Genomic DNA, 20698 nt, shown 5'->3' with positions numbered 1-20698 from the left:
CCCCCCCCCCCCCCCCCCCCCCCCCCCCCCCCCCCCCCCCCCCCCCCCCCCCCCCCCCCCCCCCCCCCCCCCCCCCCCCCCCCCCCCCACCGCCGTTCACGCAAGGAGCGACCGGACCGGGCCGGCCGACGCGTCAGGCCAGAAGTTCCGCGTTCAGCGTGATGTTCTTGACGCCCGCCAGGGCCTGGCTCACCGGGCAGTTCTTCTTGGCGTCCTCGGCCGCCGCCTGGAAGTCCGCCTCGGACAGGCCGGGGACGCTGGCCTTGACGGTCAGGACGATGGCGGTGATGCCCTCACCGGGCTGGAAGGTGACATCGGCCTGGGTGTCCAGGGACGCCACGGTGTATCCCTTGCCCGCCAGGCCGTGCGAGAAGGCCATCGAGTAGCAGGAGGAGTGGGCCGCCGCGATCAGTTCCTCGGGGCTGGTGACGCCGTTCGGCTGCTCCGCGCGGGCGGGCCAGTTCACGTCGTACGTACCGATGTTGGAGGACGCCAGGGCGACGGTGCCCTTCCCCTCCAGGAGGTTGCCTTCCCAGTGGGTCTGGGCGGTGCGCGTGGTTGCCATGGTGCATAACTCCCGGTTGTGGGCGAAAGCGATCACCGGTCAGCTTAGTGATCCCCGGGGCCGTGTGGCGCCGATGGGCGGGGCGCGCCCGTTCCGCCGCCGTGCCGGCCGCCCGGTAGCATCCCAAGCCGTGCGTACCGTGCGCATGACGGATGACCCGGGAGGAGCCACCGGTGGCGGGAGAACCGCAGGCCGACTGCCTGTTCTGCAAGATCGTGGCGGGGGAGGTGCCGGCGACCATCGTCCGGGAGACCGAGACCACCGTCGCGTTCCGCGACATCAACCCCCAGGCCCCGACCCACGTCCTGGTGATCCCCAAGGTGCACTACCCGGACGCCGCCGCCCTGGCCGCCGCCGAACCGCAGGTCATCGCCGACATACTGCGCGAGTCCCGCGAGGTCGCCGCCGCGGACGAGGTCGAGGACGGCGGCTACCGGGTCGTCTTCAACACCGGCGCCGGCGCCGGCCAGACCGTCTTCCACGCGCATCTGCACGTCCTGGGCGGCCGCGGCCTCCAATGGCCCCCCGGATAGCCGACCGTGTCCGTACGCGAACTGGTCGTCCTCGGTACCGCGAGCCAGGTCCCCACCCGGCACCGCAACCACAACGGCTATCTCCTGCGCTGGGACGGCCAGGGGCTGCTCTTCGACCCCGGTGAGGGCACCCAGCGCCAGATGCTGCGCGCCGGGGTCGCCGCCCACGACCTCAACCGGATCTGCGTCACGCACTTCCACGGCGACCACTCGCTCGGCCTGGCGGGGGTGATCCAGCGGATCAATCTGGACCGGGTGCCGCACCCGATCACCGCCCACTACCCGGCCAGCGGGGAGCGCTTCTTCGACCGGCTGCGCTATGCCACCGCGTACCGGGAGACGGTCCGGCTGGTCCAGCGGCCGGTCGTCGAGGACGGTGAGCTGGACCGCTCGAAGTCGTATCTGCTGGAGGCGCGCAGGCTCTCGCACCCCGTGGAGTCCTACGGCTACCGCCTGGTGGAGCCGGACTCCCGCCGGATGCTGCCGGAACGGCTGGCGGAGCACGGCATCACCGGGCCGGACGTCGGACGCCTGCAGCGGCTGGGCGAGCTGAACGGCGTCACCGTCGAGGAGGTCAGCGAGATCCGTCCCGGCCAGCGGTTCGCGTTCGTGATGGACACCCGGCTGTGCCCGGGCGTCCATGCGCTCGCCGAGGGCGTGGACATGCTCGTCATCGAGTCGACGTTCCTGGACGAGGACGTCCAACTGGCCGTGGACCACGGACATCTGACCGCCGGGCAGGCCGCCGAGGTGGCCGCGCGGGCGGGCGTACGGCATCTGGTCCTGACGCACTTCTCGCAGCGGTACGCCGACCCCGCGGAGTTCGAGCGGCAGGCCCGGGCGGCCGGCTATACGGGCGAACTGACCATCGCCAGGGACCTGATGCGGGTGCCGTTGCCCAAGCGGCGCTGAGCGCCCGGTGGCCGCCGCCCGCCGGGCGGGCCACCGGGCGCCCCGCCTCACGGCAGGTAGTACATCGGGTTCGGCATCTTGAACGTCCGGTCGCCGGCGCCGCCGCTCAGGTCGCTGTACTGGTCCCCGAAGTTGGCGACGATGTCGTAGCCGAGGGACTCGATGTGCTTGCGGGTGCCCGACTTGTACTCGATGGTGGTGCAGGTGGCGCCGCAGGGCAGGTAGGGCGGCGGGTTCTCCTTGTTCTTCAGGTAGACGTGGCCGCGGTCCAGCGCCACGTCGTAGCCGACGTTCTTGAGGTTGCGCACGCTCCAGTCGCGCTGCGACTCCTTGCGGCCGGTGATGAAGAAGACCTGGGCGCCCTTGTCGTGCGCCCAGTTCACCAGGCGGTCCATGCCGAAGACCGGGTCCATGTCGGTGGTCTCCAGGTACTTGTCCTGGCTGGCCGGGGTGTAGTTGAAGCCGACCTGGAGCTCGTAGTTGTACGTGAGCAGGGTGGTGTCGTCCATGTCGAGGACGATGGCGGGCTTGGCGCGCCCGTCGCCCTTGGAGTGCTTGGCCAGGGCCTTGGTCAGGTAGGCGCGGGCCTTGGCCTCGATGCCGCGGACCTGGCGGGCGTAGTTGCTCTTCGGGGAGGCGTAGTGCTCGCCGTCGGCCGTCACCGTGTCGCCGTAGTACGCCTTGATCTTGTCCTGGACCTGCGTGAGGTTCGGGATCTCCTTGTCGGTGCGCGGCACGGAGTGTTCGGCGGTGGCCTGGCCGATGCCGAAGACCGCGGTGCCGGTGACGAGGGCGGCGACCGCCGTGGCGCCGAGGCGGGCGCGGCGGGAGAGGGCGGGACGGAAGCGATCGAAACGGCGCATGCGCGGCTCCTTCAGGGGGGTGAGTGGTCACCGGTAGGTCTAACAGAGCCTTAAATGCCTATCTACGCGCGAAGATTCAATGATTGGTAAAGGCTCGGCCGGGTGGGTGGGTGCGGCCAACGGGACGCGCGGCCCAGGGTGTTGACGACCGGGGCGCCCGGTCCCTAGCCTCCGACTCCATCCATGGATGCCATCTACATACAGGAACGGTGTGGGCGTCGGTCGCGACGTCCTGGCCCGTAGGAGCCCCGGATGACCGACCCCAAGGACGCCCTCACCATCGCCGAGGTCCGCCTCACCCCGGTCCTGGTGGCCGATCCGCCGCTGCTGAACACCCAGGGCGTGCACCAGCCCTACACCCCCCGGCTGATCATCGAGCTGACCACGGAGGACGGCACGACCGGCCTCGGCGAGACCTACGGGGACACCAAGTACCTCGATCTGGCACAGCCGTTGGCGACCGCGCTGATCGGCCGCTCGGTCACGGACCTGAACACGCTGCCCGCACTCGCCGCCGAGGTGTGCGGGGACTCTTCCCCAAGCTCTCAACTACGTTCGAGCAGGGGAGACCCCAACGCCGCGACCGGCGCCGACGCGGTCGACGCCGGCGGGCTGCGGGGCGTCCAGACCGCCGGCAAGCTGCGGCTCTCGGTCCTCTCCGGCTTCGAGGTCGCCTGCCTCGACGCCTGGGGCAGGGCCGCCGGCCTGCCCGTCCACGCCCTCCTCGGCGGCAAGGTCCGCGACCGCGTGGAGTACAGCGCCTACCTCTTCTACCGATGGGCGCGGCACCCGGGCGGCCGGGGGGAGCGCGACGACTGGGGCGCGGCGCTCGACCCGGCCGGCGTCGTCGCGCAGGCCCGCCGGTTCGCCGACACCCACGGCTTCACGTCCTTCAAGCTCAAGGGCGGGGTCTTCCCGCCCGCGCGGGAGGTGGCGGCGATCAGGGCGCTGGCGGCCGCGTTCCCCGGGCGGCCGCTGCGGCTCGACCCCAACGGCGCCTGGAGCGTGGCGACGTCGCTGCGGGTCGCGGACGAACTGCACGACGTCCTGGAGTACCTGGAGGACCCCGCGAGCGGCACGGACCGTATGGCGCGGGTGGCGGCCGGACTGCGCGGAGCGGGACGGACCGCCGGCGGCCGGGACGGGGGCGGGCGGCGGGCGGCACTCCCGCTGGCCACGAACATGTGCGTGACGACCTTCGACGAGATCGCCCCGGCCTTCACCCGGGGCGCCGTCCAGATCGTGCTCTGCGACCACCACTACTGGGGCGGGCTGCGCCGCACCCGCGAACTCGCCGCCGTCTGCCGCGCCTTCGGCGTCGGTCTGTCCATGCACTCCAACACCCACCTGGGCATCAGCCTCGCCGCGATGACCCAGGTCGCGGCGACCGTGCCGGATCTCGCCCACGCCTGCGACACCCACTACCCCTGGCAGACCGAGGACGTCCTGACCGAGCGGCTCACCTTCCGCGACGGCCGGGTGGACGTCGGCGACGCCCCCGGCCTCGGTGTCGCCCTCGACCGCGACCGGCTCGCCGCGCTGCACCGCCGCTGGCTCGCCGACGACGGCGGCCTGCGCGACCGCGACGACGCCGCCGCCATGCGGCGCGCCGATCCCGGCTGGACCACCCCCGCCGTCCCGCGCTGGTGACCTCGGTGCGGCGCGCTCCCGGCCGGAGATCACGGACCCGGCCGTGGTCCTGCGCACGGTAGCCCCGCACGCGTACGGTGAGGCACGGCTCAGTGGCAGTGTGCGCCACAGTGGTCCCGTATGTGATCTTTGAAAGGGGCTGTTCCGATGGCACAGGAAGTGCGCGGCGTGATTGCGCCGGGGAAGAACGAACCGGTCCGGCTGGAGACGATCCTGGTGCCGGATCCGGGGCCCGGCGAGGCCGTGGTGAAGGTCCAGGCGTGCGGGGTGTGCCACACCGATCTGCACTACAAGCAGGGCGGCATCAACGACGAGTTCCCGTTCCTGCTCGGGCACGAGGCGTCCGGCGTGGTGGAGTCGGTCGGACCCGGTGTCACCGACGTCGCGCCGGGCGACTTCGTCGTCCTCAACTGGCGCGCGGTGTGCGGAGCGTGCCGGGCCTGTCTGCGCGGCCGCCCCCAGTACTGCTTCGACACCCACAACGCCCGGCAGAAGATGACGCTGAAGGACGGGACCGAGCTGAGCCCCGCCCTCGGCATCGGGGCCTTCGCCGACAAGACGCTGGTCGCCGCCGGACAGTGCACCAAGGTCGACCCGGAGGTGTCGCCCGCGGTGGCCGGTCTGCTGGGCTGCGGGGTGATGGCGGGCATCGGCGCCGCCCTCAACACCGGCGGGGTCGGGCGCGGCGACTCGGTCGCGGTCATCGGCTGCGGCGGAGTGGGCGACGCGGCCGTGGTCGGCGCGCGGCTGGCCGGAGCGGCCAGGATCGTCGCGGTGGACATCGACGACCGCAAGCTGGCGACCGCGCGCACCATGGGCGCCACACACACCGTCAACTCCCGCACCACCGACCCCGTCGAGGCGATCCGCGAGCTGACCGGCGGCTTCGGCGCGGACGTCGTCATCGACGCGGTCGGCCGGCCGGAGACCTACCGGCAGGCGTTCTACGCCCGCGACCTGGCCGGGACCGTCGTCCTGGTGGGCGTCCCCACCCCGGAGATGACCCTGGAGCTGCCCCTGCTGGACGTCTTCGGCCGCGGCGGCGCCCTGAAGTCCTCCTGGTACGGCGACTGCCTGCCCTCCCGCGACTTCCCGATGCTGATCGACCTGCACCAGCAGGGCCGGATCGACCTCGGCGCCTTCGTCACCGAGACCATCGGCATCGACGAGGTCGAGCGGGCCTTCGAACGGATGCACGCCGGCGACGTGCTGCGTTCGGTGGTGACGCTCTGATGGCGGCCCGCGTCGACCACCTGGTCACCTCCGGAACCTTCTCGCTCGACGGCGGCACCTGGGACGTCGACAACAACGTCTGGATCGTCGGCGACGACGACGAGGCGATCGTCATCGACGCCGCCCACGACGCCGAGGCCATCCTGGCGGCGCTCGGCGGACGGACGCTGCGCGCGATCATCTGCACCCATGCGCACAACGACCACATCGACGCCGCCCCCGCGCTGGCGAACCGCACCGGCGCCCGGATCCATCTGCACCCCGCCGACCTGCCGCTGTGGCAGCAGACCCACCCGGACACCGTGCCGGACACGGAACTGGCGGACGGACAGGTCCTGACCATCGCCGGTACGGACCTGCACGTGCTGCACACCCCGGGCCACGCCCCCGGCGCGGTCTGCCTCTACGCGCCCGACCTGCGGACGGTCTTCACCGGCGACACCCTCTTCCAGGGCGGTCCCGGCGCCACCGGCCGGTCCTTCTCGGACTTCCCGACGATCGTCGACTCGATCCGGGACCGGCTGCTGACCCTGCCACCGGAGACGGCGGTACGCACCGGGCACGGCGATCCGACGACGATCGGAGCCGAGGCCCCGCACCTGGACGAGTGGATCAAGCGCGGGCATTAGGGGGTGGGCGAACACATCCCTTAGGGGGCGGGCGGGCCCCTTGCGGGCCTCAACGGAGTGGGGGCGGGTGGCATTCCCCGGGGGTCACGCCCCGGTGGCCGCCCGCCGCAGGATGCGGGCGGCCACCGCGGGGGAGTCCACCAGCGGATGCAGCGCCAGCGCCCGCAGCGCCGCGCCGGCGTCCTTGCCCACCGCGGCCTGGACCGTCGCCCGCTCCACCGCCTTGACCTGCAGCATCAGCCCCAACTGGTCCTCCCGCAGCGGCGCGCAGGGCAGCGGGCGGGCGCCGCGGGCGGTCACCTCGCACACCGTCTCCACGATCGCGTCCGGCGCCAGCTGCGGCACCGTCGTCCCGTTGCGGACGTTGAGGATCAGCCGGGTCCCGCTGTCGCCCACGATGGCGTGCATCAGGGCCAGCGCCACCCGGTCGTAGCCACCGCCCTCCAGGTCGTGGCTGTCGCGCTGCCAGCCGCCGCTGGCCTCGCGGCTGTGCGCCATGTACGTCTCCTCGCGCTCCAGCCGCGTCCGCTCCCACAGCGCGTACACCGCCTCCGGGCCGCCGGCTGCGGCCGCCCGCTCGAAGAAGCCGCCCTGCTGCTGGTCGAGGAACTCGCCGCGGGTCTCGGCGGTGTCCCGCACCGAGGCGAGGGTCTCGCGGCGGAAGTAGTAGTAGTGCAGGTACTCGTTGGGGAGCGCGCCCAGGGTGCGCAGCCAGTCCGGGCCGAAGAGCCGCCCCTCCTCGAAGGAGCCCAGCGCCGTGTCGTCGGCGAGCAGCCCCGGCAGCAGCTCCTTGCCCTGAAGCGTCAACGACCGCAGCCAGCCCAGGTGGTTGAGCCCCACGTAGTCGTATCCGACGTCGCCGTGCTCGAAGGCCGCCGGGTCCGCGCCGGCCGCCCGTGCCGCCCGGCGAACCAGCCCCACGGGTGAATCGCAGATCCCGATGACGCGGTCGCCGAGCACCTGGGACATCGCCTCGGTGACCATGCCCGCGGGGTTGGTGAAGTTGATGACCCAGGCGTCCGGGGCGAGCGCCGCGACCCGTTCGGCGATGTGCAGCGCCACCGGGATCGTCCGCAGGCCGTACAGGACACCGCCCGCGCCGACCGTCTCCTGGCCGAGCACTCCCTCCGACAGCGGGATCCGCTCGTCGCGGATCCGGCCGGCGGTGCCGCCCACCCGTATCGCGGAGAAGACGAAGTCGGCGCCGGCCAGCGCGTCGTCCAGCCCCGTCGCGACCCGTACGGGCACCGGCGCCCGGTGGCCCTGCGCCAGCCGCGCCAACACCTCGGCGATCACCGCCACCCGGCGGGCGTCGGTGTCGTGCAGCACCACTTCGGAGACGGATCCCGTCGCGTCGGCCAGCAGCGCGCGGTAGACCAGCGGCACCCGGAAACCGCCGCCGCCGAGAATCGTGAGCCTCATGAGGCGGAACGTACCGCAGCATCAGGCACACTGGCGGCACGTGCTGATATGAGAGGGGCGTGCACGGTGAGCAGCCGACGCGATGTCCATCCGCCCGCAGGCCCGGCCGAAGTGCCACCGGCCCTCGATCCGCTGGCCGAGGTGCGCGCCGAGGGCGATCCGCACACCGACGTCTACCTCACCGGCACGGTCTTCTTGGACATCGTCTTCACCGGCCTGGACTCCGCGCCGGTGCGCGGCACCGAGTCCTGGGCCCGCGGGATGGGCTCCAGCCCCGGCGGCGTCGCCAACATGGCCACCGCGCTGGCCCGGCTGGGGCTGCGCACGTCCCTCGCCGCGGCCTTCGGCGACGACAAGTACGGCGAGTACTGCTGGGAGGCGCTCGAACAGGGCGAGGGCATCGACCTGGCGCTGTCGCGCACGGTCCCCGGCTGGCACTCCCCGGTGACCGTCTCCATGGCGTACGAGGGCGAGCGCACGATGGTCTCGCACGGCCATGAGGCCCCGCCGCCCGAATTCGCCTTCGACGGCAAGCACGCGCCGGGCTGCCCGCCGCCGTCCCGCGCCTGCGTCGCCTCGCTCGTACCGGGCCGCCGGGAGGGCTGGCTGGGCTGCGCGGCGGGCCGCGGCAGCCGCATCTTCGCGGACGTGGGCTGGGACGACAGCGGCCGCTGGGACCCGGCCGACCTCGCCGACCTCGAACACTGCGAGGCGTTCTTGCCCAACGCGGAGGAGGCGATGCGCTACACCCGTACGGACTGCCCGCGCGCGGCCGCCCGCAAGCTCGCCGACCTGGTGCCGCTCGCGGTCGTCACGCTGGGGTCGGAGGGGGCGTACGCGGTGGACGGGCGGACCGGCGAGAGCGCCGAGGTCCCCGCGATCGCCGTGGAGGCGCTGGACCCCACCGGCGCCGGCGACGTCTTCGTCGCGGGCTTCGTCACCGGCACCCTGGCCGACTGGCCGCTCGCCGACCGGCTGGCCTTCGCGGGACTGAGCGCCGCGCTGTCGGTGCAGGAGTTCGGCGGTTCGCTCTCCGCGCCGGGCTGGGCGGAGATCGCGGCCTGGTGGCGGCAGGTGCGGGCCTACGAGACCGGCACGGCGGGCGCGCTGCGCCGCCAGTACGCCTTCCTCGACGAGGTGCTGCCCGCGGCCTACCGGCCCGCTCCGCTGGCCCGGGCCGTCCCCACGATCGGCTTCCGCCGCCCGGCCTGAGCTGCGTCGACGGCGGGATCGCGGCCTTCGCCGGCCGGGGCGGCCGGGAAAAGCCCTCGGGCTTGTCAGTGCCCCGTCGTACTCTTGTAGCGCAAGGAGTCAGTGCAGGCAGGCACCTCTGAGGGCTCCTCCGATGAGCAAAGGATGGGGGTTGAGCAGGCCTCGAGCCGCCCTATGACCCAGACACCCACGCAACCGCAGGCGTCCGCCCAGTTCACCGTCCCGGCCAAGCACCCGATGGTCACGGTCCTGGGGTCCGGAGACTCGCTACTGCGCGTGATCGAGAAGTCCTTCCCGGCGACCGACATCCATGTCAGGGGCAACGAAGTCAGCGCTGTCGGCGACGCTCGGGAAGTCGCCCTCATCCAGCGCCTTTTCGACGAGATGATGCTGGTGCTCCGCACCGGACAACCGATGACGGAGGACGCGGTGGAACGCTCGATCGCCATGCTGCGCGCGGCGGAGGACGGCGGGGGCGCGGTGAGCGAGACGCCCGCCGAGGTGCTCACCCAGAACATCCTCTCCAACCGCGGGCGCACGATCCGGCCCAAGACCCTCAACCAGAAGCGCTATGTCGACGCCATCGACAAGCACACCGTCGTCTTCGGCATCGGCCCGGCCGGCACCGGCAAGACGTATCTGGCCATGGCCAAGGCCGTCCAGGCGCTGCAGGCCAAGCAGGTCAACCGCATCATCCTGACCCGCCCCGCGGTCGAGGCCGGCGAGCGGCTGGGCTTCCTGCCCGGCACCCTCTACGAGAAGATCGACCCGTATCTGCGGCCGCTCTACGACGCGCTGCACGACATGCTCGACCCCGACTCCATCCCGCGCCTGATGGCCGCGGGCACGATCGAGGTCGCGCCGCTGGCGTACATGCGCGGCCGGACGCTCAACGACGCGTTCATCATCCTCGACGAGGCGCAGAACACGAACCCCGAGCAGATGAAGATGTTCCTCACCCGCCTCGGGTTCGACTCCAAGATCGTCATCACCGGCGATGTCACCCAGGTCGACCTTCCGGGCGGCACGAAGAGCGGTCTGCGCCAGGTCCGGGAGATCCTGGACGGCGTCGACGACGTGCACTTCTCCCTGCTCACCAGCCAGGATGTGGTCCGCCACAAGCTGGTCGGCCGTATCGTCGACGCCTACGAGAAGTACGACAGCCGCAACGGCCAGTGAGCCGGACGCACCGAGCGAACGAGAAGTGAGAAGCAACGCCCCCATGTCCATCGACGTCAACAACGAGTCCGGTACGGACATCGACGAGCAGGCCATCCTGGACGTCGCCCGCTACGCCGTCGCCCGGATGCGCATCCACCCGCTCTCCGAGCTGTCCGTCATCGTGGTGGACGCCGAGGCCATGGAGCAGCTCCACATCCAGTGGATGGACCTGCCGGGCCCGACCGATGTCATGTCCTTCCCGATGGACGAGCTGCGTCCGCCGGCCAAGGACGACGAGGAGCCCCCGCAGGGGCTCCTCGGTGACATCGTGCTGTGCCCGGAGGTCGCCAAGAAGCAGGGCGAGGAGGCGCCGACCGGGCACAGCATGGACGAGGAGCTCCAGCTGCTGACCGTCCACGGCGTGCTCCACCTCCTCGGCTACGACCACGAGGAGCCGGACGAGAAGGCCGAGATGTTCGGCCTGCAGGCGGCGATCATCGATGGCTGGCGCGCCGAGCGGGGCCTGACCGGCCCCTCTCCCGCCCCCACCGTCACCTGACGGTGCCCGCGATGACCACCCAACTGATCGCGGTCGCGGTCCTGCTCGTCGTGATCGCCTGGCTCGCCGCCTGCGCGGAGGCGGGCCTGGCCCGTACCACCAGCTTCCGCGCCGAGGAGGCGGTCCGCTCCGGGCGCCGCGGCAGCGCCAAGCTCGCCGCGGTGGCCGCCGATCCCACCCGCTACCTCAATGTCGCGCTGCTGGTGCGGGTCGGCTGCGAGATGGCCGCCGGCGTCCTGGTCACCTACGCCTGCCTGCGCTCCTTCGAGGAGACCTGGGAGGCGCTGACCGTCGCCATCGGCGTGATGGTGCTGGTCTCCTACGTCGCCGTCGGCGTCTCGCCGCGCACGATCGGCCGCCAGCATCCGCTGAACACCGCCACGGCCGCCGCGTACGTCCTGCTGCCGCTGGCCCGCGTCATGGGCCCCATCCCGCAGCTGCTGATCCTCATCGGCAACGCCCTGACCCCCGGCAAGGGCTTCCGCAAGGGGCCGTTCGCCTCCGAGGCGGAGCTGCGCTCCCTGGTGGACCTCGCCGAGAAGGAGTCGCTGATCGAGGACGAGGAGCGCCGGATGGTGCACTCGGTCTTCCAGCTCGGCGACACCCTCGTCCGCGAGGTGATGGTGCCGCGTACGGACCTGGTCGCCGTCGAGCGCTTCAAGACCATCCGCCAGGCGCTGACCCTCGCCCTGCGCTCGGGCTTCTCCCGGATCCCGGTGACCGGTGAGAACGAGGACGACATCGTCGGCGTGGTCTACCTCAAGGACCTCGCCCGGAAGGTCCACATCAGCCGCGACGCCGAGACCGAGCTGGTCTCCACGGCCATGCGGCCCGCCGTCTTCGTCCCCGACACCAAGAACGCCGGTGATCTGCTGCGCGAAATGCAGCAGGACCGCAATCATGTCGCGGTGGTCATCGACGAATACGGCGGCACCGCCGGAATCGTGACCATCGAGGACATCCTCGAGGAGATCGTCGGCGAGATCACCGATGAATACGACCGTGAATTGCCGCCGGTGGAGGATCTCGGTGACGGCCGCTATCGCGTCACCGCCCGCCTGGACATCGGCGACCTCGGTGAGCTCTACGGCCTGCCCGAGCTGGACGACGAGGACGTGGAGACCGTCGGCGGCCTGCTCGCCAAGCTCCTCGGCCGGGTCCCGATCGCCGGCGCCACCGCTGAGGTGGACCTCTCCGGTGCCGACGCCGACCCGGAGCTGACCGCGCTCCGGCTGACCGCCGAGTCGCCGGCCGGCCGCCGCAACAAGATCATCACGGTGGTCTGCGAGCCGGTCCGCGCCAAGGTCGCCGGCGAGGCCGGGGAACTCTCCGGGTAGCCCCCGGCGAATACGGGAGTATTCTCCGCCGCCGATGTGCAGAAAATTGCACACGGCGCTTACCTGCAGAAAATTGCACATGGGTACTTATCTGCAGTGCACCAGAAATGTTCTGCAAGTCATTGCCGAGGGGGCTGGATTCTTCCCCGCATGCCATGGAAGGATCTTCGAGTGGCCGTCGTAATGCGGCCGCCATGCGTGAGAGAAATCGCCTGAGAAATCTTGCAGCGCAGGTTGCCCCGGCTACGGGGGTACCGGGGCAACCACCTTCTTCCTCCTCAGCCGCGCCCCGCCGTCCGCGCCGTCCGCAGTCCGACCGCCACCAGCAGGGCGACCACGGCCACCAGCGCCGCGTCCAGGCCCAGCCCCAGCTCGATACCGCCGAGGGTGGCGTCCGCGAGGCCGACGCCCCCGTCCCGCAGGGCGGCGATACGGGCCGAGGCCACCGCGCTCAGCAGCGGAATGCCGACGGTCAGGCCCAGCTGCTGGGAACTGGTGACCAGGCCGGTCGCCAGGCCCTGCTCGGTGTCCGGGACGCCGGAGGTGGCGGTCACGCCGTAGGAGATGATCGCCCACAGGTGGCCCAGGCTGGCGAAGGTCACCCCGATCAGGGCCAGCCACATGCCGCTGCCGGTGCCCAGGCCCAGCAGCGCGGCGGTGAAGCCGGCCTGCAGCAGCAGCCCGGTCAGCAGCGTGCGGCGGGCGCCGAGCCGGCCGATGACCCTGGGCGCGAGGACGCCGGCGCCCGCCGAGACCGCGCCCTGCACACCGAAGACCAGACCGGTCTGGAAGGCCGACAGCCGCAGCACCTCCTGCAGGTAGAGGGTGAGCAGGAAGATGACGGCGCTCATCATCGAAAAGGTCGTCAGGCCCGCCAGATTGCCCCAGGCGACCGTACGGCGGCGCAGCATCGGCAGCGACACCAGCGGCTGTTCGGCCCGCGACTCCACGATCACGAAGGCGGTCAGCAGCGCCACCCCCGCCACCAGCGTCACGATCACGTCCGGGTGGCGAAAGCCCCGCTGGGCGGCGGTGGACAGGGCGTAGATCAGCGACAGCAGGCCACCGGTGACGGTGACCGCGCCGGGCACGTCGATCCGCGGCCGCGAAGGGTGCCGGGACTCGGTCAGCAGCGCCGGCGCCGCGGCCAGTACCGCCACCCCGGCCAGCGACAGCAGGCCCATCGTGGAGCGCCAGCCGAGCACGTCCGTCATCATCCCGCCCAGCACCATGCCGATGGTGAAGCCCAGCGACATCAGGGTGCCGCTGATGCCCAGCGCGCGTTCGCGCTGCGGCCCCTCGGCGAAGGTGGTGGTCAGCAGCGACATCCCGGTGGGCACGATGATCGCCGCACCCAGGCCCTGGAGCGCCCGTCCGCCCAGGAAGGACGCCGGGGACCACGCCAGCGCGGCCAGCACCGAGGCCGCGGTGAACAGCGCGAGCCCGGTCAGGAACAGCCTGCGCCGCCCGAAGAGATCGGCGATCCGGCCGAACAGCAGCAGTAGGCCGCCCGAGGGCAGCGCGAACGCGGTCACCGCCCACTGCAGATCGGCCTGGCCCATGCCCAGGTCCTTGCCGAGCACGGGCAGCGCCACGTTCAGGATGGAGAAGTCCAGCGCGACGATGAACTGCGCGGCACACAGCAGGAGCAGGACGAGCCGGTCGCGCGCGGTCAGCCGCGCACCGGCGGCAGCGGCGGCGCGGTCGGCGGTACCGGAGGCGCGGTCGGCGGCCCGGACGGGGCCGGCCGGCGCGCCCGCCGGCTCGGTATCGGGGTCGAGAGAGATGTCGGTTGTCGGCATGCGACGAGCCTGCGGGCCCGGAATACGCGGTGGGGAGCGGGAACTTATCGTGGTGTCCGCACCACCAGCCACGCCGACAGGGGGAGAAACGTGGCCCCGAACACCGCTGCCCACGACACCTCGCGCCGACGCCAGGAGCTGCGCGACTTCCTGATGAGCCGCCGCGCCCGGGTCACCCCGGCCGAGGCGGGCCTGCCCGACGGCGGCCGCCGCCGCACGCCAGGACTGCGCCGCGAGGAGGTCGCCGTCCTCGCCGGGGTCGGCGCGTCCTGGTACCAGTGGCTGGAGCAGGGCCGCGACATCACCGTCTCGCCGCAGGTGCTGGACGCGGTCGCCCGGGTGCTGCGGCTCAACGGCGCCGAACGGCGGCATCTGTACGTACTGGCCGGGCTGAACCCGCCGCTGCGGCAGGACGCCGAGGAGCCGGGCATGACGGATGTCTGCGCGGGCCTGCAGCGGCTGATCGACGCCTGGATGCCGTTCCCGGCGCACATCATGGACCCGTACTGGAACACCATCGCCTACAACGAGGCGGCGCACCTGGTCATGGGGCACGGCCGCCCCGGCGTCTCCCTCAACTGCCTGATCGCGTTCTTCACCGACCCCGTGTACCGCGCGCGGGCCGCCAGCTGGGAGGCGAACGCGCCGCTGGTCGTCGCGCAGTACCGCGCCGCGTGCTCGGCGCGCCCCGGCGACGAGGGCTTCGACGAGATCGTCCGCGAGGCCTCCGCGCTCAGTGCGGAGTTCCGCGAGCTGTGGGCGCGCGGCGATGTGCAGGACGGTGGCCAGCTCCACAAGGAGATGGACCATCCGCTGGTCGGCGCCCTGCAGTTCGAGACCACCCAGCTGCGGATCCCGGTCCGGCCGGATCTGAACATCGTGCTGCACAACGCGTGCCCCGGGACCGACACCGCCACGAAGCTGGAGCGGATCACCTCGCCGGAGGGCCGGCGGTGGGGGTCCCCCCGCGCGAGCCAGGCCGAGCGTGGGGGAGGGATGTACTCGGTGGCGGGGTGATCCCCGTACGGCCGCCGGGGCGGCGGCGCATATGCTCGCCCGTATGACCGAAGCCGCACCGCTGGACCCCGAAGACCGCAAGATCATCACGCTCGCGCGTTCGGCACGGGCGCGCAACGGCGTGCCCGAGGGCGCCGCCGTACGTGACGAGACCGGCCGCACGTATGTCGCCGGCACCGTCGCCCTGGACTCGCTGAAGCTCAGCGCGCTGCAGACGGCCGTCGCGATGGCCGTCGCCAGCGGGGCGACGTCCCTGGAGGCCGCGGCCGTGGTCACCGACGCCGAGGGCGCCGCCGACGCGGACCGTGCGGCCGTACGGGACCTCGGCGGCCCCGAGACGCCCGTCCTGGTCGCCGGCCCCGACGGCACCCTGCGCGCCGCGGCCCCGGCGGGCGAGTAGCACCCGCGGCCGCGGGAGGCGGGGGCGGGGCCGTACGGCGAGGCCCGCCCGCATCCGCCGCGCGCCGCGGCCGTACGCCGCACTGATCATCGCCCGCTGTGGTCGGAGCGGCGCCGTGGATCGGGGAGAATGGGCGCCATGAGCGTTCGTACAGACTCCTCCGCCCCGCACCGCGCCGGCTTCGCCTGCTTCGTCGGCCGCCCCAACGCGGGCAAGTCCACCCTCACGAACGCTCTCGTCGGGACGAAGGTGGCGATCACCTCCAACCGCCCGCAGACCACCCGCCACACGGTGCGCGGCATCGTGCACCGTCCCGAGGCCCAGCTGGTCCTCGTCGACACACCGGGTCTGCACAAGCCGCGCACGCTGCTCGGCGAGCGCCTCAACGACGTCGTCCGCACCACCTGGTCCGAGGTCGACGTGATCGGCTTCTGTCTGCCCGCCGACCAGAAGATCGGCCCCGGCGACCGCTATATCGCCGGTGAGCTGGCCGACATCAAGAAGACCCCCAAGGTCGCCATCGTCACCAAGACCGACCTGGTCGACTCCAAGGCGCTGGCCGCCCAGCTGATCGCGATCGACCAGCTCGGCAGGGAGCTGGGCATCGAGTGGGCCGAGATCATCCCGGTCTCGGCGGTGGGCGACACCCAGGTCTCCCTCCTCGCCGACCTCCTCGTCCCGCTGCTCCCGGAGGGCCCCGCGCTCTACCCGGAGGGCGACCTCACCGACGAGCCCGAGCAGGTCATGGTCGCCGAACTGATCCGCGAGGCCGCCCTGGAGGGCGTGCGCGACGAGCTGCCGCACTCGATCGCGGTGGTCGTCGAGGAGATGCTGCCGCGCGCGGACCGCCCCGCCGACAAGCCCCTGCTCGACATCCACGCCAACGTCTACATCGAGCGCCCCAGCCAGAAGGGCATCATCATCGGCCCCAAGGGCAAGCGCCTGAAGGAGGTCGGCACGAAGTCCCGCAAGCACATCGAGGCGCTGCTGGGCACGCCGGTCTTCCTCGATCTGCACGTCAAGGTGGCCAAGGACTGGCAGCGCGACCCCAAGCAGCTGCGCAAGCTGGGCTTCTGAAAGGCCCCTGGGACAGGCCTTACGCCACGCCCCGGATCCGCCGCACCAGCAGCGCCCCCACCAGCCCGATCGCCGCCGCGACGCCGTACAGCGCCCGGTAGCCGCCGAGGTGGCCGACGATCGGCGCGGCCAGCGCCGGGGCGGCCACCTGCGGCAGCGAGTTGGCGATGTTGATGATGCCGAGGTCCTTGCCGCGGTGCGCCGCGGCCGGCAGCACCTCGGTCATCAGCGCGAGGTCGACGGAGGTGAAGACGCCGAACCCCAGGCCCAGCAGCGCGGCGGCGCACACCGCCCCCGGCCACGTCTGCCACACGGCCAGCAGCCCCGTGGCCACCGTCATGATCACCCCGGCCCACAGCACGAACGGCTGCCGCCGCCCCGCCCGGTCCGACCAGATCCCGCCCACCACGACCGTGGCCAGCAAGGTGACGCCGTTGACGGCGGTCAGTACCAGCACCCCGCCGCCCGGGTCCGGCCGCCGCAGCACATCCCGCAGGTAGTACAGCAGATACAGCAGCGCCAGCGAGTTCCCGAGGTTGACCAGGAACCGGGTCAGCCAGGCCCAGCCCAGGTCGGGATGGCGGCGCGGGCTGATCCAGAACCCGCCGAGGAACGCCCGCCAGGTCAGCGCCGGTCGCCGCGCCGCCGGCAGCACCGGATCCCGGTGCAGCAGCACATACGGCAGCGTCCCCAGCACCGCGAACCCGGCGCAGGCCAGATAGCCGCCGACCACCCCGCCGCCGGCCGTCGCCAGCCCCGTCCCGGCCACCACGCCCAGAATCTGCGCGGCTCCCAGCCAGCCGCCCACCGACCCCCGCTGCCGGTGCGGCACCCGGTCGGGCACCGCGGCGGTGATCGCCGCGAACGCCGCGTTCAAGGTGAGCTGCACCAGGCACCACCCCACCGCCATCACCGGCACGCTCCGGGCCCCCGCCAGCAGCACCAGGGCCCCGGCCCCGCCCGCGACCCCGACGACGATCCACGGCGTCCGCCGCCCGAACCGCGACGTCGTACGGTCCGACAGCGCCCCGAACAGCGGGTTGGCGACCATCGAGACGGCGGCCCCGGCCCCCGTCACCCACGCCAGCACCGACTCCTTGGCCGTGCCCGCCGGCGCCAGCTCGGCCGCCTGCCACGCGAGCAGGATCTGCAGCGGCCCGTACCACCCGACCCAGATGGCCCCGTTCGCCAGCGACAGCGACGCGGTCCAGCCGCGCCCCACCCGCCGCGACGGCTCCGCGAGCGCCCCGGAAGCCGCCGGCGGGCTCATCCCCGGTCCTGCCGGGCCTGCTCCCGCAGCACCTCCCGGAACCAGTGGTACGACGCCTTGGGCGTGCGCCTCAGCGTCTCGTAGTCCACGTGCACCAGCCCGAACCGCCGCGCGTACCCCTCCGCCCACTCGAAGTTGTCCAGCAGCGACCACACGAAGTACCCCCGCACGTCCACCCCGGCCGCCATGGCCGCGTGCAGCGCCCGCAGATGCCCCTCCAGGAAGGCGATCCGCTCGCCGTCCTCGATCCCTTCGTACGAGCAGCCGTTCTCGGTGATGACGACGGGCGGCAGCCGCTCGCCGTACCGCTCCCGGAAGGAGACCAGCAGCTCGGTCAGCGCCTCCGGCACCACCGGCCAGCCGAAGTCGGTCCGCGGGTAGCCCTCGATCTCCCGGGGCGCGAAGGGGAGTTCGGCCGGTATCTCGATCCCGGCGAAGTCGGCCGGCTCGCCGCCGCCCGCTTCCCGCGGGGCGCCCACCGACGTCGGCTGGTAGTAGTTGATCCCGTACCAGTCCAGCGGCTGCGCGATGATCTTCAGGTCCTCGGCGACCGGGCCCGGCAGCATCCCCGCCAGGTCCCACTCCTCACCCGGATAGCGCCCCAGCAGCAGGGGCTCCGCGAAGAGCCGGTTGAGCAGCAGGTCGTAGAGTCCGGCGGCCGAGGTGTCCGCCTCGTCCCCGGAGGCCGCCCAGGTCGGACCGTGCGAGTTGGCGATGCCGATGCCGCCCGCTCCCCGGGCCCGCAGCGCCTGTAGGGCCAGGCCGTGCCCCAGCAGCTGGTGGTGCGCCGCCGGCAGCGCCTCGAACAGCAGCCGCCGCCCCGGCGCGTGCTGTCCCAGCCCGTAGCCCAGCAGGGTCAGTTCGGCGGGCTCGTTGAGCGTGATCCACCGCTCCACCCGGTCCCCGAGCCGCGCCGCCACCACGTCCGCGTACGCCGCGAAGTGCTCGGCCGTCTCCCGTACGAGCCAGCCGCCGCGCTCCTCCAGGGCCTGCGGCGTGTCCCAGTGGAACAGCGTCGGCACCGGCGCGACGCCCGCCGCCAGCAGCTCGTCCACCAGCCGGTCGTAGAAGTCCAGCCCGGCCGCGTTGACCGCGCCGCCGCCGTCCGGCACGACTCGCGGCCATGCCACCGAGAACCGGTACGCGCCGACGCCGAGCCCGCGCAGCAGCGCCACGTCCTCGCGGTAGCGGTGGTAGTGGTCGGTGGCCACCCGCGCATCCGACCCGTCCTTGATCCGCCCGGCCTGCGCCGCGAACACGTCCCAGGACGAGCGTCCCCGCCCCTCTTCCGCCACCGCGCCCTCGATCTGCGCGGCGGAGGTCGACACCCCCCACACGAAGTCCCGGGGAAAGCGCGGCAGCGAGGCGGACGAGACCGGCACGGTAGTCATGGCCGGATCTTCCTTACCGCCGGTAACAGTGTCAAGGGGTGGGCGGGGACGGGCAGTTGGGGCGACGTGGACCCAAGGCGCCGCCCGCGACGTCGCCGCCTACGACCCTTCCTTCATCACCCGCGTGATCAGCGTCCGCTGGTCGGCCGTGAGGCGGGGGTCGGAGCAGTACACGGTGTTGCCGTCGACGGTGATCTGGTAGCTGAAGCCGTCGGGGACGCCGACGGGGGGCTCGGCGTGGGCGGTGGCCACGGCCCGTTCGGCGAGGGTGTGCCAGTCGGCCGCGTCGGGGCGGTCCGCGGTGTCGATCTCGGCACGGCGGTCGACGCCCGCGAAGCCGCCGGTGCGGTGGATGTGAATGCGCATAACGGAATCCTCCGACGTCGTCGGACGCCTTGCGAGGGGGCTCCTACCCCCTGTGGCCACGGTAATGGCGGGCGGGGCCAGAGCGCCTGTCGGACGACCCCCGCCCCGCCCGTGTCCCGTGTCCTACGCGAGGGGGACGCCGACCTTGTTCCAGGCCTCCTGTACGGCCTTGAGCTCCTTGCCCTCACCGAAGCGGGCGCGGGCGGCCGCGACGGTGAGCGCGGCGAAGTCGGCGAACCGGGCGTTCTTGGCGAGCTCGCCGCCGGTCAGCACGTCGTACCAGACCTGGCCCGCGCGCTCCCAGGCCTTGCCGCCGAGGGCGGTGGCGACCAGGTAGAAGGCGTGGTTGGGGATGCCGGAGTTGATATGTACACCGCCGTTGTCGCCGGTGGTCTCGACATAGCCGTCCATCGTGGCGGGCTGCGGGTCCTTGCCGAGGACATCGTCGTCGTACGCCGTCCCGGGGGCCTTCATGGAGCGCAGGGCGGTGCCCTTGTCGATGCCCGGGCCGAGCAGGTCGGCGCCGATCAGCCAGTCGGCCTGGTCGGCGGTCTGGCCGAGGGCGTACTGCTTGATCAGGACGCCGAAGACATCGGAGACGGACTCGTTGAGGGCGCCGGACTGCCCGTAGTAGTCGAGGTTGGCGGTGTACTGGGTGACGCCGTGGGTGAGCTCGTGGCCGATGACGTCAACGGGGATGGTGAAGTCCGCGAAGAGGTCGCCGTCGCCGTCGCCGAAGACCATCCGCTCGCCGTCCCAGAAGGCGTTGTTGTACTTCTCGCCGTAGTGGACGGTGGCGTCGAGCGGCAGGCCGGCGCCGTCGATGGACTTGCGGCCGTAGACCTTCAGGTAGAGCTCGAAGGTGGCGCCGAGGCCGGCGTGGGCGCGGTTGACCGAGGCGTCCTGGGAGGGGCCGTCGGACTCCGCGTGCACCTTGGTGCCGGGCAGGTGTTCCCGGTGGTGGGCGTCGCAGATGGTGCGGTTGGGCTTGTCGGCGGCGGCTCGGGCCTCCTGAGGGGCGACAGCCTTGGCGGCCTGGACGCGACGGCGGGTGCGCTGGAGGGAGTCGTGCTCCAGGGTGCGGCGGGCGGGCTCGTGGTGCAGCGGGTCGTCGGACTGGGCCAGGTTGTCGAGGATGTGCGGCGGGATGATCGTGCAGAAGACGGAGGTGGAGGTGGCGGCCTTCTTGCTCGTCTTGTTGAGGTCCATGAACAAAAGGTGGCACTGTGTAGTCCGGGTGTCACTGGCCGCGGTCGAGATTCCTGAATATGTGTGGTTCGTCGCATTTAGGCCGTAACG

At 72.2% G+C, this 20698-nt stretch carries 20 protein-coding genes; 12 read left to right on the top strand and 8 right to left on the bottom strand.

Annotated elements, in window-relative coordinates:
* Positions 1–133 precede the first annotated feature (133 nt).
* Entirely contained in the window at positions 134–565 is a 432-nt protein-coding gene (locus tag AC0680_RS35200; RefSeq protein WP_478637038.1) for an OsmC family protein, read from the bottom strand.
* 173 nt (positions 566–738) lie between these two features.
* Between AC0680_RS35200 and AC0680_RS35195 the strand changes: the two genes are divergently transcribed.
* Both AC0680_RS35195 and AC0680_RS35190 read left to right on the top strand, forming a co-directional pair.
* Complete coding sequence (locus AC0680_RS35195) at positions 739–1098, top strand: histidine triad nucleotide-binding protein (RefSeq protein WP_478637036.1); 360 nt, start codon at positions 739–741, stop codon at positions 1096–1098.
* Positions 1099–1104: 6 nt separating this feature from the next.
* The gene (locus AC0680_RS35190) at positions 1105–2010 is read left to right on the top strand and encodes a ribonuclease Z (RefSeq protein WP_478637034.1); all 906 of its coding nucleotides are present in this window, start codon (positions 1105–1107) and stop codon (positions 2008–2010) included.
* 47 nt (positions 2011–2057) lie between these two features.
* Here the strand turns inward: AC0680_RS35190 and AC0680_RS35185 are convergent, their stop codons facing one another.
* Complete coding sequence (locus tag AC0680_RS35185; protein WP_478637032.1) at positions 2058–2873, bottom strand: HAD family acid phosphatase; 816 nt, start codon at positions 2871–2873, stop codon at positions 2058–2060.
* Between the two features lie 252 nt (positions 2874–3125).
* On the opposite strand from AC0680_RS35185, the gene AC0680_RS35180 reads away from it, so the two are divergent.
* The 3 genes from AC0680_RS35180 to AC0680_RS35170 all read left to right on the top strand — a co-directional run bounded on the left by AC0680_RS35180 (position 3126) and on the right by AC0680_RS35170 (position 6385).
* Complete coding sequence (locus tag AC0680_RS35180; RefSeq protein ID WP_478637030.1) at positions 3126–4523, top strand: enolase C-terminal domain-like protein; 1398 nt, start codon at positions 3126–3128, stop codon at positions 4521–4523.
* A gap of 147 nt (positions 4524–4670) precedes the next feature.
* Positions 4671–5756 (top strand): S-(hydroxymethyl)mycothiol dehydrogenase, encoded by a 1086-nt coding sequence (locus AC0680_RS35175; RefSeq protein ID WP_478637028.1) that lies wholly within the window; start codon positions 4671–4673, stop codon positions 5754–5756.
* On the top strand, positions 5756–6385 hold the full coding sequence (locus tag AC0680_RS35170; protein WP_478637026.1) for an MBL fold metallo-hydrolase: 630 nt from the start codon (positions 5756–5758) through the stop codon (positions 6383–6385). The genes AC0680_RS35175 and AC0680_RS35170 overlap by 1 nt, the downstream gene beginning before the upstream one ends.
* Positions 6386–6469: 84 nt before the next feature.
* Here AC0680_RS35170 and AC0680_RS35165 read toward each other — a convergent pair whose 3' ends face one another.
* Positions 6470–7807, bottom strand: a complete 1338-nt coding sequence (locus tag AC0680_RS35165; RefSeq protein ID WP_478637024.1) for a family 4 glycosyl hydrolase — start codon at positions 7805–7807, stop codon at positions 6470–6472.
* 48 nt (positions 7808–7855) lie between these two features.
* Here AC0680_RS35165 and AC0680_RS35160 point away from each other — a divergent pair, with 48 nt between their 5' ends.
* From AC0680_RS35160 to AC0680_RS35145, 4 genes are all read left to right on the top strand, one after another.
* Positions 7856–9019, top strand: coding sequence for a carbohydrate kinase family protein (locus tag AC0680_RS35160; RefSeq protein WP_478637022.1), 1164 nt, complete (start codon positions 7856–7858; stop codon positions 9017–9019).
* A gap of 174 nt (positions 9020–9193) precedes the next feature.
* A complete protein-coding gene (locus AC0680_RS35155; RefSeq protein ID WP_384426887.1) occupies positions 9194–10198 on the top strand; it encodes a PhoH family protein in 1005 nt (334 codons plus the stop codon).
* A gap of 43 nt (positions 10199–10241) precedes the next feature.
* Positions 10242–10739 (top strand): rRNA maturation RNase YbeY, encoded by a 498-nt coding sequence (gene ybeY / locus AC0680_RS35150; RefSeq protein ID WP_128506079.1) that lies wholly within the window; start codon positions 10242–10244, stop codon positions 10737–10739.
* An 11-nt stretch (positions 10740–10750) separates the two neighbouring features.
* Positions 10751–12076 (top strand): hemolysin family protein, encoded by a 1326-nt coding sequence (locus tag AC0680_RS35145; protein WP_478637018.1) that lies wholly within the window; start codon positions 10751–10753, stop codon positions 12074–12076.
* A gap of 278 nt (positions 12077–12354) precedes the next feature.
* On the opposite strand, the gene AC0680_RS35140 is transcribed toward AC0680_RS35145, so the two are convergent.
* Positions 12355–13878 carry an MFS transporter gene (locus AC0680_RS35140; RefSeq protein WP_478637016.1) on the bottom strand — a complete coding sequence of 508 codons (1524 nt, stop codon included), beginning with the start codon at positions 13876–13878 and terminating at the stop codon, positions 12355–12357.
* 153 nt (positions 13879–14031) lie between these two features.
* Here AC0680_RS35140 and AC0680_RS35135 point away from each other — a divergent pair, with 153 nt between their 5' ends.
* The 3 genes from AC0680_RS35135 (at position 14032) to era (ending at position 16372) form a co-directional block, all read left to right on the top strand.
* Complete coding sequence (locus tag AC0680_RS35135; protein ID WP_478637050.1) at positions 14032–14895, top strand: helix-turn-helix transcriptional regulator; 864 nt, start codon at positions 14032–14034, stop codon at positions 14893–14895.
* Positions 14896–14938: 43 nt separating this feature from the next.
* Positions 14939–15295, top strand: coding sequence for a cytidine deaminase (locus tag AC0680_RS35130; RefSeq protein WP_478637014.1), 357 nt, complete (start codon positions 14939–14941; stop codon positions 15293–15295).
* Positions 15296–15433: 138 nt separating this feature from the next.
* Positions 15434–16372, top strand: coding sequence for a GTPase Era (era, locus tag AC0680_RS35125; RefSeq protein WP_478637012.1), 939 nt, complete (start codon positions 15434–15436; stop codon positions 16370–16372).
* A gap of 19 nt (positions 16373–16391) precedes the next feature.
* On the opposite strand, the gene AC0680_RS35120 is transcribed toward era, so the two are convergent.
* The 4 genes from AC0680_RS35120 to AC0680_RS35105 form a co-directional block, all read right to left on the bottom strand.
* On the bottom strand, positions 16392–17642 hold the full coding sequence (locus AC0680_RS35120) for an MFS transporter (RefSeq protein WP_478637010.1): 1251 nt from the start codon (positions 17640–17642) through the stop codon (positions 16392–16394).
* Complete coding sequence (locus tag AC0680_RS35115) at positions 17639–19033, bottom strand: GH1 family beta-glucosidase (protein WP_478637008.1); 1395 nt, start codon at positions 19031–19033, stop codon at positions 17639–17641. The genes AC0680_RS35120 and AC0680_RS35115 overlap by 4 nt, the downstream gene beginning before the upstream one ends.
* A gap of 99 nt (positions 19034–19132) precedes the next feature.
* Entirely contained in the window at positions 19133–19399 is a 267-nt protein-coding gene (locus AC0680_RS35110) for a protealysin inhibitor emfourin (RefSeq protein ID WP_478637007.1), read from the bottom strand.
* Positions 19400–19522: 123 nt separating this feature from the next.
* Positions 19523–20608: a M4 family metallopeptidase gene (locus AC0680_RS35105; protein WP_478637005.1), complete on the bottom strand. Its 1086-nt coding sequence runs from the start codon at positions 20606–20608 to the stop codon at positions 19523–19525.
* Positions 20609–20698 lie beyond the last annotated feature (90 nt).

The sequence above is a fragment of the Streptomyces sp. NPDC043738 genome, assembly GCF_056436545.1.
Note: the sequence above shows the minus strand (reverse complement) of the source record. Positions and strands in the feature narration are given on the sequence as shown.

What these genes read in the sequence shown, in the direction of transcription:
- AC0680_RS35115 (WP_478637008.1), bottom strand. Translation starts at nt 19,033, where the DNA reads ATGACTACCGTGCCGGTCTCGTCCGCCTCGCTGCCGCGCTTTCCCCGG.
- AC0680_RS35140 (WP_478637016.1), bottom strand. Translation starts at nt 13,878, where the DNA reads ATGCCGACAACCGACATCTCTCTCGACCCCGATACCGAGCCGGCGGGC.
- AC0680_RS35170 (WP_478637026.1), top strand. Translation starts at nt 5,756, where the DNA reads ATGGCGGCCCGCGTCGACCACCTGGTCACCTCCGGAACCTTCTCGCTC.
- AC0680_RS35110 (WP_478637007.1), bottom strand. Translation starts at nt 19,399, where the DNA reads ATGCGCATTCACATCCACCGCACCGGCGGCTTCGCGGGCGTCGACCGC.
- AC0680_RS35185 (WP_478637032.1), bottom strand. Translation starts at nt 2,873, where the DNA reads ATGCGCCGTTTCGATCGCTTCCGTCCCGCCCTCTCCCGCCGCGCCCGC.
- AC0680_RS35105 (WP_478637005.1), bottom strand. Translation starts at nt 20,608, where the DNA reads ATGGACCTCAACAAGACGAGCAAGAAGGCCGCCACCTCCACCTCCGTC.
- ybeY (WP_128506079.1), top strand. Translation starts at nt 10,242, where the DNA reads ATGTCCATCGACGTCAACAACGAGTCCGGTACGGACATCGACGAGCAG.
- AC0680_RS35130 (WP_478637014.1), top strand. Translation starts at nt 14,939, where the DNA reads ATGACCGAAGCCGCACCGCTGGACCCCGAAGACCGCAAGATCATCACG.
- AC0680_RS35175 (WP_478637028.1), top strand. Translation starts at nt 4,671, where the DNA reads ATGGCACAGGAAGTGCGCGGCGTGATTGCGCCGGGGAAGAACGAACCG.
- AC0680_RS35200 (WP_478637038.1), bottom strand. Translation starts at nt 565, where the DNA reads ATGGCAACCACGCGCACCGCCCAGACCCACTGGGAAGGCAACCTCCTG.
- AC0680_RS35155 (WP_384426887.1), top strand. Translation starts at nt 9,194, where the DNA reads ATGACCCAGACACCCACGCAACCGCAGGCGTCCGCCCAGTTCACCGTC.
- AC0680_RS35120 (WP_478637010.1), bottom strand. Translation starts at nt 17,642, where the DNA reads ATGAGCCCGCCGGCGGCTTCCGGGGCGCTCGCGGAGCCGTCGCGGCGG.
- AC0680_RS35145 (WP_478637018.1), top strand. Translation starts at nt 10,751, where the DNA reads ATGACCACCCAACTGATCGCGGTCGCGGTCCTGCTCGTCGTGATCGCC.
- AC0680_RS35180 (WP_478637030.1), top strand. Translation starts at nt 3,126, where the DNA reads ATGACCGACCCCAAGGACGCCCTCACCATCGCCGAGGTCCGCCTCACC.
- AC0680_RS35135 (WP_478637050.1), top strand. Translation starts at nt 14,032, where the DNA reads ATGAGCCGCCGCGCCCGGGTCACCCCGGCCGAGGCGGGCCTGCCCGAC.
- AC0680_RS35160 (WP_478637022.1), top strand. Translation starts at nt 7,856, where the DNA reads ATGAGAGGGGCGTGCACGGTGAGCAGCCGACGCGATGTCCATCCGCCC.
- AC0680_RS35165 (WP_478637024.1), bottom strand. Translation starts at nt 7,807, where the DNA reads ATGAGGCTCACGATTCTCGGCGGCGGCGGTTTCCGGGTGCCGCTGGTC.
- era (WP_478637012.1), top strand. Translation starts at nt 15,434, where the DNA reads ATGAGCGTTCGTACAGACTCCTCCGCCCCGCACCGCGCCGGCTTCGCC.